The organism is Massilia sp. UYP32, assembly GCF_050434365.1.
In the GTDB taxonomy this organism is placed as follows: domain Bacteria; phylum Pseudomonadota; class Gammaproteobacteria; order Burkholderiales; family Burkholderiaceae_D; genus Telluria; species Telluria timonae.
Map to the genome: position 1 here is coordinate 171,250 of NZ_JBNDIK010000009.1, position 10,416 is coordinate 181,665.

The window sequence follows — 10,416 nt, forward strand, 5'->3', positions numbered from 1 at the left end:
AGTTTCAAAAGCAAAAAAGCCGGGAGAACCCGGCTTTTTTGTGCACTGCTTTTACTTCAGTTCAGCATTCGCTTAGGCAGCTTCGCCCACGACAGCGATGGTGATTTCCGACACGACGTCGGTGTGCAGGGCGACTGCAACCGGGAATTCGCCGGTGGTCTTCAGCGGGCCGTTCGGCAGGCGAACGGCAGCTTTTTCGACCGGGAAGCCCTGCTTGGTCAGCGCTTCAGCGATGTCCGCGTTGGTGACCGAACCGAACAGACGGCCGTCGACGCCGGCCTTCTGGCCGATGGTGACGGTCAGGCCGCTCAGCTTGTCGCCTTGGGCTTGGGCGGCTGCCAGTTTCTCGGCGGCTGCTTTTTCCAGTTCGGCGCGCTTGGCTTCGAACTCGGCCACTGCCGACGCGGTAGCGCGGCGTGCCATCTTTTGTGGGATCAGGAAGTTACGTGCGTAACCATCCTTGACTTTGACGACGTCGCCCAGGTTGCCGACGTTGATAACTTTTTCCAACAGAATAACTTGCATGTTTTATCTCCAGGATATCTGACTGTCGTGACCGACGATTAACCGTGGTGCAGGTCGGTGTACGGCAGCAGCGCCAGGTAACGGGCGCGCTTGATGGCGGTGTCGACCTGACGCTGGTAGTGCGCCTTGGTGCCGGTCAGACGTGCTGGCATGATCTTGCCGTTTTCCTGGACGAAGTCCTTCAGGGTGTCGACGTCTTTGTAGTCGACCTGCTCAACGCCGGCGGCGGTGAAGCGGCAGAATTTCTTGCGCTTGAACAGCGGGTTCTGCTGCTTGCGCTTCAGTTTTTCTTTGGCTTTGTTTTTGTCGAACTTTTTACCGAATGCCATTTCGAGGCTCCTGTATATCTAAATTGCCGAACTAGGCGGCACTGAAATCAATGATGTGAAACACCAGGGCTTTGCTGTTGCGATTTTTTCGTGCGAGGAATCCATCGAAGCGGTAGCTGGCGCCGAGCTCGGCGTTTCCGAACCTGCCCGAAATCTCGCCCGCGGCGAACGCGGGAACTTCGAACTCGACCAGGCGATCGATCCCCGCCTCGCGCTGATGCGAACTGTGCATCAGGACGGCTGAAACGATCGGCACGCCGGCCGGGGTGTAGCGCAGGACATCACGCTCGGCGATGGTCGCCACGAGCTGGAGCTGGTTCACCCGGTTCTACTACTGCTTGCTACGAATTCCTGGAAAAAATCTTAGGCAGCGGCGGCCGGGGCAGCTGCAGGAGCGGCTGCTTCTGCACGGTGGCTCTTGGCTGCGTCTTCGCGCTGCACCGATTTCATCATCGGCGACGGTGCGGTTTCTGCTTTCTTCATCTTGACGGTCAGATGACGCAGAACGGCATCATTGAACTTGAATGCGGTTTCCAGCTCGACCAGGGTCTCGTTGTCGCACTCGATGTTCAGGCAGATGTAGTGAGCCTTTGGCAGCTTCTGGATCTGGTAAGCCATCTGGCGGCGGCCCCAGTCTTCCACGCGATGGATGTTACCGCCGCGGCTGGTCACCGTGGTCTTGTAACGCTCGATCATCGCCGGGACTTGCTCGCTCTGGTCCGGATGGACGATAAAAACGATTTCATAATGACGCATGCATTACTCCTTGAGGACGTTTTACATAAATGCCCACCTCGGCGTCAAGACGAGTGTGGGAAGGGAACAGCCAGCTAGTATAGCGTGAAATGGGCAAAAAGGGAACTTTGCTGTCAAGCGCCCCATCGCGGCGCCGCGCTCACTCGACAATTAGGCCCATGGACGCCCTGTTTTTTGTCTTGTGCGCGCTTTTTTTGCGCTTTTTCGTGTATATCACTTGCGTATAGCAGAATACTGTACAAAAATACAGTCTACCTCTACAACCCGTTGCTGCAAGATTATTTATGCTCAAGCTCACTGCAAGGCAAGAACAGATCCTTAACCTGATCAAGGAAGCGATCGAGAACACGGGTTTCCCTCCGACCCGGGCCGAAATCGCGGCCGAACTGGGCTTCCGTTCGGCCAATGCGGCCGAAGAACACCTGCAAGCCCTGGCGCGCAAGGGCGCGATCGAGATTTCGCCGGGCACTTCGCGCGGCATCCGCCTGGTCGGCGCCAGCGTCGAGCAGATCCCGATGCCGCCACCTTCCCTGATGTCGCTGCCGCTGGTCGGTCGCGTCGCCGCCGGCAATCCGATCCTGGCGCAAGAACACGTCGAAGCGACCTATAACGTCGACACCGCGATGTTCGCGGCGCGGCCCGACTTCTTGCTCAAGGTAAAAGGCTGGTCGATGCGCGACGCCGGCATCATGGATGGCGACTTTTTGGCGGTCAAGAAAATCGACAGCGCCAAGAACGGCCAGATCGTCGTCGCCCGCCTGGGCGAGGAAGTCACCGTCAAGCGCTACCGCAAGACCGGCGACCTGGTCGAACTGCTGCCCGAGAACCCCGACTTCAAGGTCATCGAAGTCACGCCCGACGAAGAGTTTGCGCTCGAGGGACTGGCGGTTGGGTTGATGCGCAGCTGGAACTGATCGACTTCACCTCTTGAGCACGCCGGCCTGCGGGCCGGCATTCACTATTATTGCTTGGCCTTGTTGACCACCGCATTATGCTGGTCCACGAAGGCCTCGGTCGCGCTGCGCCAGGCGGCGAAATCGGCCAATACCATCTTCGAATTGACTTTCGCTCCCTCGGCGATGTTCTGGCGCACCGCCTCCAGATAGGCGGTCGAGGCCTCGGTTTCCTGCTTGTTCATCAGCTTGGCGATGTCGGGCGGGATGCGCTTGGTCAGCGGCGACTGCGCGTTCAGGTTGGTCACCATCTTGTTGTAGCAATCCTGCCAGCTGGTCACGGCGTTGTTCACGCGCTCGATCTCTTCATTGATCTTCGACACCGCCGGGATGCGCGGCGACGGGCAGCGGTATTCGCCCGACTGCAGCTCGGCGCCATCGTAGCCCTTGATCCAGTAGTCGATCTCGGCGCGGCGAAGGACGCGCTGCTGCATGATCACGAGCGAGTCGGCGGCGACCTTATTGCCCTTGGCGGCCGACTTTTCGAACCACTCCTTCGCCTTTGCCTCGTCGACCGCGCCGGCTTCGCCATACCAGTACATCTGGCCCAGCTGCTGCTGGGCCTGTGGATTGCCGGCATTGGCCAGCTTGGTGTACAGCTTGAGCGCGCCCGCATAGTCCTTCTTCTCGAACAGGGCGTTGGCATCCTCGAGTTCGCCGGCGAAGGCGGCGCCACCGCTTGCGAAGGACACCGCGAGGAACAGGCAGGACAGGATTCGTTTCATGGGCATACCGTAAGGCTGGGCTGGTAAAAGTCCATGATAGCCGTGTTTTACGGCTGGGCTCAACCGCAAAAACGACGAGGCCGGCATTTGCCGGCCCCATCAGGACAGTTTTACCTGGCTTTACGCATCCAGCGCCTGGCGGAAGTCGCCGACCAGGTCGGCGGTGTCCTCGATGCCCACCGACACCCGGATCAGGCCTTCCGCGATGCCCATGCTGGCGCGCCGCTCGGGCCCCATCTCGAAGAATATCGTGTGCGCCACCGGAATCACCAGGGTGCGGTTGTCGCCCAGGTTCGAGGCCGGGATCGCCAACTTGAGGCGGTTCAGGTAATCGAACGGGTCGATCTCGTCCTTCAGCTCGAAGCTCAAGAGCGAGCCGCCGGAGCGAAACAGGGTCTCGACGATCGCGTGCTGCGGGTGCGAGGCCAGGCCCGGATAATGCACGGCGGCGACCCGGTCATCGGCTTCGAGCATCGTCGCCAGCGCCAGCGCATTGGCGCAGGTGCGCTCCATGCGCAGGGCCAGCGTCTCGGCGCCGACCGCGATGTGGTGCGCCGCTTCCGGCCCCAGCGCGGCGCCAAAGTCGCGCAGCGCCTTGGCCCGCAGCTGCGCCATGCCTTGCGCACTTGCTGTCTGCTTTCTGAAGTTCTGGGCGATGTTCGGATACGCGGCCCAGTCGAACAGGCCCGTGTCGGTCAGCGCGCCGCCCAGCGCGATGCCGTGGCCGCCGATCGACTTGGTCAGCGAATTGACCACCAGCCCGGCATGCACGTCCCTCGGACGGAACAGCCAGGGCGTGGTCATCGTGTTGTCGACCACGTACAGGATGCCGCGCGCGCGGCACAGTTCGCCGATGCGGGCCAGGTCCGCCACCTGCGTGCGCGGATTGGCGATGGTCTCGACGAACACCATACGGGTGTTCGGTTGCAGCGCCGCTTCCACCCGGGCCACGTCGGTGGCGTCGACGAAAGCGACGTCGACGCCCTGCCCCGCCACCGTCTGCCACAGGCTGTTGGTGTTCCCGAACAGGAAGCTCGACGAGACGATGTGGTCGCCGGCTTTCAGGAGCGCCTGGAACAGCGCGCCGATCGCCGCCATGCCGGTGCCGAAGCACAGGGTGGCGACGCCGTCTTCCATCCTGCTGATCTTGTCTTCCAGGGCCGACACCGTCGGGTTGCCCTGGCGGCCGTAGCGAAAGCCCGGCTCCTTGCCCTGGAATACCGACGCCAGCTGGCGCGCATCGGCATAGCCGAAGGCGACCGAGGTGTGCACCGGCTTGTGCAGCGAACCCTGCTCGATCGTCTTGCGGCGATCGTTGTGCAGGATGGTGGTCGTGAAACCGTAGTGCTTGTTATCCGACATGGTTTACTCGGCCGCCACCGGCGGATTCAGGTTGAGCTGGGTGCGCACCTTGTCCTCGGCGTCCTTCGACTTCGGATTGTGACGCGCCGATTCCTGGCGGTCCAGGTATTCGGGGGTCACGTCGCCGGTGACGTAGACGCCGTCGAAACACGAGGCCTCGAAGTTCTTCAGCGCCGGATTGACGTCCGAGATCGCGCGCTTGAGCGCGTCGACGTCCTGGTACACCACGCGGTCGGCCGTGATCTCGCGGCACACTTCCTCGACCGTGCGGCCATGGGCGATCAGCTCGTCGCGGGTCGGCATGTCGATGCCGTACACGTTCGGGTACAGCACCGGCGGCGCGGCCGAGGCGAAGAACACCTTGCGGGCGCCGGCTTCGCGCGCCATCTGCACGATCTCGCGGCTGGTGGTGCCGCGCACGATCGAATCGTCGACCAGCAGCACGTTCTTGTCCTTGAACTCGGAGCTAATCGCGTTCAGTTTCTGGCGCACCGATTTCTTGCGCATGCCCTGGCCCGGCATGATGAAGGTGCGGCCGATGTAGCGGTTCTTGATGAAGCCTTCGCGGTATTCGACGCCGAGCTTCAATGCCAGCTGGATCGCGGCCGGGCGCGAGGAATCGGGGATCGGCATCACCACGTCGATCTCGTCGACCGGGATCTCCTTGCTGACCTTGTCGGCCAGGTACTCGCCCATGCGCAGGCGGGTGGCGTACACCGAGGCGCCGTCGATCACGGAATCCGGACGGGCCAGGTAGACGAACTCGAAGGCGCACGGGTTGAGCGACGGGTTCTCGGCGCACTGGCGCTCGTGCAGCTGGTTGTTTTCGTCGATGAAGACCGCTTCGCCCGGCGCGATGTCGCGCACGAAACGGAAGCCCAGGCCCTCCAGGGCGACCGATTCGCTGGCCACCAGGTACTCGTTGCCCTGCTCGGTCTCGTTGACGCCCAGGCACAGCGGGCGGATGCCGAACGGATCGCGGAAGGCCAGCATGCCGTGGCCCGATATCTGCGCCACCACGGCGTAGGCGCCGCGCACGCGGCGGTGCACGGCGGCGACCGCCTTGAACACCGCATCGGCGTCGAGCGTATAGCCGTCGGCCGCTTCCTGCATCTCGTGGGCCAGCACGTTGAGCAGCACTTCGGAGTCGGAATCGGTGTTGATGTGGCGGCGGTCGTTGCGGAACAGCTCGTCCTTCAGCTGGGCCTGGTTGGTCAGGTTGCCGTTGTGGGCCAGCGTGATGCCGAACGGCGCATTGACGTAGAACGGCTGCGCTTCTTCCTCGCTCGACGAACCGGCGGTCGGGTAGCGGCAGTGGCCGATGCCGCTGTTGCCCGACAACGAACGCATATTGCGGGTGCGGAACACGTCCCGGACCAGGCCGTTGGCCTTGAACATCGAGAACATGCTGCTGTGATTGGTCGCAATGCCCGCCGCATCCTGGCCGCGGTGCTGCAGCAGCAGCAATGCGTCATACAGCAACTGGTTGACGGGAGAGTGAGAGACGACGCCGACGATGCCACACATGGTGTGCTCCTAAAAGCTTGAGTGCTTGATTACAGAAAAAAGTTCTACGACTGAGGAATGCTGGTCAAAAATTCACGTGCTGCGCCATGGCAGCGGGCAGGAAGGGCTTGACGGTACGGGCGCCGGTCTCGGCGATCGGCGACAACAGGGCCTCTTGCCAGAATGCCTGCTTCGGAATGTCCGTCATCCCACACAATATGACGCCGGCCAGCACGATTACAACGCCGCGCGCCAATCCAAACAATCCCCCGAGGCCGCGGTCCGCCAGCGAGAGCCCGGTGGCTTCCACCAGGGCGCCGATCGCCAGCGACAGCAGGCCCATCAGGATACGCACGCCCAGGAACAGCGCGATGAAGGCCACGATCAGGCGCGCCGTGTCGCCGGGAATCACTTCCGGCAGCAGCGGCGCGAGCCCGGCGCCATAGGCATTGGCCACCACGAAGGCGACGATCCAGCCCAGCAGCGACAGGATTTCCTTGACCAGGCCGCGCAGGGTGCTGATGACGACGGAAGCGATCAGCACGAACAGCACCAGGTAATCGAAAATCGTCACGCTTCAGAGCAAGATCAGAGCGGCACCATGGTGCCGGACAGGCCGATGCCGCCCAGCTTGGCGCGCACTTTCTCGGCTTCTTCCTTGCTGAACGGACCGATCCGCACACGGATCAGTTCGCCCGACTTCTGGGTGAACGACGCGATACCGGCGCCGCGCAGGCGCTCCTGCAATTCCGTGACCTTTTCCTGGCTGGCCAGGGCGGCGACCTGCACCACGAAGCGCGGCGCCGGGCCTTGCGCCTTCTGCGGCTCGGCCGGCTTGCCTTCGAGGATGGCCATGGCGCGCGCGGCGTCGTCCTTCGGCGCGGGCTTGGCGACCTGCTCGGCCTTCGGATGGGTCTCGGCCGGTTTCTTCGCTGGCTCGGGTTTCTTCTCGGGTTTCGGTTCCGGCTTCGGCTCGGGCTTCACCGGCTCGGGCTTCGGTTCGGCCTTCGGCTTCACCGGTTCGGGCTTCGGCTCGGGTTTTGGCTCCGGTTTCGGCGGCTCGGCCTGTTCCAGCATGCGCATCGGCGGCGGATCGTTGGCCGCCGGGGCCGTCACGCGGGCGTCGGTTGCGGGGACACCGGCCGCAGGGCCGGTGGCCGCAGGCGCCGGCTCGATGATCTCTTCGTCGCTGTCGACGCTGGCCATCGGCGCCACCTGCTCGGACGGCACCGGCAGCGGCGCTGCCTTGTCCTTGTCCGGGATGTGGATGGCGATGTCGGTGGCCAACGGCTTGGGCTCGGAATCGAGCAGCATCGGCAGCGCGACGACGGCCGCCAGGACCAGCGCGATGGCGCCGACGAGGCGGCGGCGGGCGCGCTTCTTTTCGGGCAGGATCGGGTCGCCGCGGCTGGTGCGGCGACCCGCCTCGCCCGCGGAACTTGCACGCTTGGAGCGGGCGCGCTCGGTATAAGCGGCGTCGTCGTCCTTGACGAAGTGCCCGCTGTCCCGGACAGTTTCTTGCTTGTTTTTATTGCCGAACGAGAACAAGCCCATGTGGTTCAGGTAATAGGGTGAAGAAGGTCAGTGAAGACTCGATTTACGCGCCGCCATGACGCCTGCAACCGTGTAGAAAGAGCCAAAGACCACAATTCTATCATTCTCCCCTGCCCGGCTCAGCGCATTCGCATAGGCCTCGGCTGGCGTTGCGAAACTGCTCACAGAAAAATCGTCATCCTTGGCGCCGGCCGGCTTCAGTTCGCGCAGCTTGTCGGCCAGCGCTTCCGGCTCGGCCGAGCGCGGCGAATCGAGCCCGGTCACGCACCAGTGATCGATCAAGCCGGCCATCGGCGCGATCACCGCCTCGATGTCCTTGTCGTCCATGATGCCGAACACGGCGTACGTGAAGCGGTGGAAGCCCATATTGCCCAGGTTCTGGGCCAGGGTGGCGGCGGCGTGGGGATTGTGGGCGACGTCCAGCACCTGGGTCGGACGGCCCGGCAGCACCTGGAACCGGCCCGGCAGTTCGACCAGGGCCAGGCCGGCGCGGGTTTCCTGGGCGCCGCACGGCAGCTGCATGCGCAGCGCCTCGAGCGCGGCCAGCGCGGCCGAGGCGTTGAGCAGCTGGTTGGCGCCGCGCAGGGCCGGATAGGCCAGCGAGTTGCGGCGCTGGCCGCGGCCGCCATAGCTCCACTGCTGCTGGTCGCCCTGGTAGTTGAAGTCGCGGCCGAGCAGCCACAGGTCGGCGCCGATTTTCTCGGCATGGTCGATCAGCGATTGCGGCGGCACCGGGTCGCTGCAGATCGCCGGCTTGCCAGGACGGAAGATACCGGCCTTCTCGAAGCCGATCTGCTCGCGCGTATCGCCCAGGTAGGCCGTGTGGTCGATATCGATGCTGGTGACGATGGAAACGTCGGCGTCGATGACGTTGACCGCGTCCAGGCGTCCGCCCAGGCCGACTTCGAGGATGGCGACGTCGACGCCGCTCTTCGAGATCAGGTGGGCGATGGCCAGGGTGGTGAATTCGAAATACGTCAGGTCGGTGCCGGCGCGGGCGGCTTCGACCGCGTTGAAGGCGCCCACGAGCGCCTCATCGGATGCCATCTCGCCGTTGATGCGGGCGCGCTCGTTGAAGTCGAGGAAGTGCGGCTTGATGTAGAGGCCGACACGGTAGCCGGACTGCAGCAGCACCGATTCGAGCATCGCGCAGGTGGAACCCTTGCCATTGGTGCCGGCGACCATGATCACCGGGCAATCGAAGGCCAGCTGCAAGCGCTCCTTGACGGCGCGCACGCGGTCCAGGCCCATGTCGATATGGGTTTCGGCATGGCGCGACTCGAGCAGGGCCAGCCAATCGGGCAAGGTGGTGGGAAGTGGGGACATGGTGAATACGATCGATGTGCTCGGCGGCCCTGCGCGGGCGCACAAGCTGAAAGGGCGACCGAAGTCGCCCTTGTGTCTATCAGGCCAGGACTTCGGTCGCCTGGTTTTGCAGCAGGGCCAGCAGGCGCGCGATTTCTTCGCGCATCTTGCGGCGGTCGACGATCATGTCGACGGCGCCCTTGGTGACCAGGAACTCGGCGCGTTGGAAACCTTCTGGCAATTTCTCGCGCACGGTGTTCTCGATCACGCGCGGACCAGCGAAGCCGATCAGGGCCTTCGGTTCGGCGATGACGACGTCGCCCATGAAGGCGAACGAGGCCGAGACGCCGCCCATGGTCGGGTCGGTCAGCACGCTAATGAACGGCAGCTTCTTTTCGGACAGCTTGGTCAGCATGGCGGTGGTCTTGGCCATCTGCATCAGCGACAGCAAGCCTTCCTGCATGCGGGCGCCGCCGGTGGCGGTAATGCAGATGAACGGCACTTTCTGCTCGAGCGCCACTTGCGCGCCGCGCACGAAACGCTCGCCAACGACGGAACCCATCGAACCGCCCATGAATTCGAATTCGAAGCAGGCGACGACGACCGGCAGGCTCATGATCGAACCGCCCTGCACGATCAGCGCATCGGTTTCGCCGGTGGCGTCCATGGCCGCCTTCAGGCGATCCGGATACTTCTTGCTGTCCTTGAACTTCAGCGTATCGACCGGCAGGGTCTCCTGGCCGATATCGTAGCGGCCGCCTTCATCGAGCAGGGCGTCGAGGCGGTCGCGGGCGCGGATGCGCATATGGTGGTCGCACTTCGGGCACACGTGCAGATTGGACTCGATGTCCGCACGGTACAGCACCGACTCGCACGACGGGCACTTGACCCAGAGGCCTTCCGGCATGGTCTTGCGGTTAGCGGCATCGGAGCGCTGGATCCGAGGGGGCAGCAGCTTTTCCAACCAACTCATGTTCTCTCCTTTGCGGCAAATCTTTCAGGTGGCGGTAGTGTAGCCGCTCAAGCCCGGCTTGTCGAATCGTAGCAAGCTGCCAATTGCCTGTTTGACATCCCCACCTTCCCGCCCGCAAAGCAGGGTCAGAGTCTAATGCCGCTAAGTTAAGGTTTTCTCGATAGCCGTTTTTCTGGATACCGTTGAGCTACTGCCTTAACGACGCGGTCAAATTTTCGTCCGGGTCGTTGCGCTTTCAGTTCAAGTACCAACCGTCCACGTAAGCGCTTAAGCATCTCCGGTATCCTCCCTTGTGCTGTTGCTGGGCCCGTCATCATCAACTCGTTCTGGATGGTCATCAGGGCAGTAGTAAAACTGATGCTCGTCGGTTCGCATTTCGCTTCCAGCGCGGCCTTGGCGATCTCAACGCGAATCAGGTTATAAGCGAT

At 63.0% G+C, this 10,416-nt stretch carries 12 protein-coding genes and 1 pseudogene; 1 reads left to right on the plus strand and 12 read right to left on the minus strand.

Annotation, left to right across the window (positions count from 1 at the left end):
* Positions 1 to 72: 72 nt before the first annotated feature.
* The 4 genes from rplI to rpsF are packed head-to-tail and all read right to left on the minus strand — an operon-like array spanning position 73 to position 1,610.
* Positions 73 to 525 (minus strand): 50S ribosomal protein L9, encoded by a 453-nt coding sequence (gene rplI, locus ABIB42_RS09335; RefSeq protein ID WP_005666073.1) that lies wholly within the window; start codon positions 523 to 525, stop codon positions 73 to 75.
* Positions 526 to 563: 38 nt separating this feature from the next.
* Positions 564 to 854 (minus strand): 30S ribosomal protein S18, encoded by a 291-nt coding sequence (rpsR, locus tag ABIB42_RS09340; protein ID WP_005666071.1) that lies wholly within the window; start codon positions 852 to 854, stop codon positions 564 to 566.
* 31 nt (positions 855 to 885) lie between these two features.
* On the minus strand, positions 886 to 1,176 hold the full coding sequence (priB, locus tag ABIB42_RS09345) for a primosomal replication protein N (protein WP_005666070.1): 291 nt from the start codon (positions 1,174 to 1,176) through the stop codon (positions 886 to 888).
* 41 nt (positions 1,177 to 1,217) lie between these two features.
* Positions 1,218 to 1,610 carry a 30S ribosomal protein S6 gene (gene rpsF, locus ABIB42_RS09350; RefSeq protein WP_005666068.1) on the minus strand — a complete coding sequence of 131 codons (393 nt, stop codon included), beginning with the start codon at positions 1,608 to 1,610 and terminating at the stop codon, positions 1,218 to 1,220.
* A gap of 284 nt (positions 1,611 to 1,894) precedes the next feature.
* On the opposite strand from rpsF, the gene lexA reads away from it, so the two are divergent.
* Positions 1,895 to 2,524 (plus strand): transcriptional repressor LexA, encoded by a 630-nt coding sequence (gene lexA / locus ABIB42_RS09355; protein ID WP_005666067.1) that lies wholly within the window; start codon positions 1,895 to 1,897, stop codon positions 2,522 to 2,524.
* Between the two features lie 47 nt (positions 2,525 to 2,571).
* Here lexA and ABIB42_RS09360 read toward each other — a convergent pair whose 3' ends face one another.
* The 8 genes and pseudogenes from ABIB42_RS09360 to ABIB42_RS09395 all read right to left on the minus strand — a co-directional run.
* Entirely contained in the window at positions 2,572 to 3,288 is a 717-nt protein-coding gene (locus ABIB42_RS09360) for a tetratricopeptide repeat protein (RefSeq protein ID WP_005666066.1), read from the minus strand.
* A gap of 120 nt (positions 3,289 to 3,408) precedes the next feature.
* Positions 3,409 to 4,650 (minus strand): cystathionine gamma-synthase family protein, encoded by a 1,242-nt coding sequence (locus ABIB42_RS09365; RefSeq protein ID WP_005666064.1) that lies wholly within the window; start codon positions 4,648 to 4,650, stop codon positions 3,409 to 3,411.
* A 3-nt stretch (positions 4,651 to 4,653) separates the two neighbouring features.
* Positions 4,654 to 6,177 (minus strand): amidophosphoribosyltransferase, encoded by a 1,524-nt coding sequence (gene purF / locus ABIB42_RS09370; RefSeq protein WP_005666063.1) that lies wholly within the window; start codon positions 6,175 to 6,177, stop codon positions 4,654 to 4,656.
* Between the two features lie 64 nt (positions 6,178 to 6,241).
* Positions 6,242 to 6,730 (minus strand): CvpA family protein, encoded by a 489-nt coding sequence (locus ABIB42_RS09375; RefSeq protein WP_005666062.1) that lies wholly within the window; start codon positions 6,728 to 6,730, stop codon positions 6,242 to 6,244.
* A gap of 14 nt (positions 6,731 to 6,744) precedes the next feature.
* Positions 6,745 to 7,710 (minus strand): SPOR domain-containing protein, encoded by a 966-nt coding sequence (locus tag ABIB42_RS09380; protein ID WP_005666061.1) that lies wholly within the window; start codon positions 7,708 to 7,710, stop codon positions 6,745 to 6,747.
* 27 nt (positions 7,711 to 7,737) lie between these two features.
* Entirely contained in the window at positions 7,738 to 9,036 is a 1,299-nt protein-coding gene (gene folC, locus ABIB42_RS09385; protein ID WP_005666059.1) for a bifunctional tetrahydrofolate synthase/dihydrofolate synthase, read from the minus strand.
* Between the two features lie 79 nt (positions 9,037 to 9,115).
* Positions 9,116 to 9,988, minus strand: coding sequence for an acetyl-CoA carboxylase, carboxyltransferase subunit beta (gene accD, locus ABIB42_RS09390; RefSeq protein ID WP_071361846.1), 873 nt, complete (start codon positions 9,986 to 9,988; stop codon positions 9,116 to 9,118).
* A 146-nt stretch (positions 9,989 to 10,134) separates the two neighbouring features.
* A pseudogene (locus ABIB42_RS09395) lies at positions 10,135 to 10,416 on the minus strand (IS4 family transposase); the annotation flags it as partial.

Excerpts from the sequence above, each read along its gene's own strand:
- ABIB42_RS09360 (WP_005666066.1), bottom strand. The coding sequence starts at position 3,288 with ATGAAACGAATCCTGTCCTGCCTGTTCCTCGCGGTGTCCTTCGCAAGC.
- rplI (WP_005666073.1), bottom strand. The coding sequence starts at position 525 with ATGCAAGTTATTCTGTTGGAAAAAGTTATCAACGTCGGCAACCTGGGC.
- rpsR (WP_005666071.1), bottom strand. The coding sequence starts at position 854 with ATGGCATTCGGTAAAAAGTTCGACAAAAACAAAGCCAAAGAAAAACTG.
- rpsF (WP_005666068.1), bottom strand. The coding sequence starts at position 1,610 with ATGCGTCATTATGAAATCGTTTTTATCGTCCATCCGGACCAGAGCGAG.
- folC (WP_005666059.1), bottom strand. The coding sequence starts at position 9,036 with ATGTCCCCACTTCCCACCACCTTGCCCGATTGGCTGGCCCTGCTCGAG.
- lexA (WP_005666067.1), top strand. The coding sequence starts at position 1,895 with ATGCTCAAGCTCACTGCAAGGCAAGAACAGATCCTTAACCTGATCAAG.
- accD (WP_071361846.1), bottom strand. The coding sequence starts at position 9,988 with ATGAGTTGGTTGGAAAAGCTGCTGCCCCCTCGGATCCAGCGCTCCGAT.
- purF (WP_005666063.1), bottom strand. The coding sequence starts at position 6,177 with ATGTGTGGCATCGTCGGCGTCGTCTCTCACTCTCCCGTCAACCAGTTG.
- ABIB42_RS09380 (WP_005666061.1), bottom strand. The coding sequence starts at position 7,710 with ATGGGCTTGTTCTCGTTCGGCAATAAAAACAAGCAAGAAACTGTCCGG.
- ABIB42_RS09365 (WP_005666064.1), bottom strand. The coding sequence starts at position 4,650 with ATGTCGGATAACAAGCACTACGGTTTCACGACCACCATCCTGCACAAC.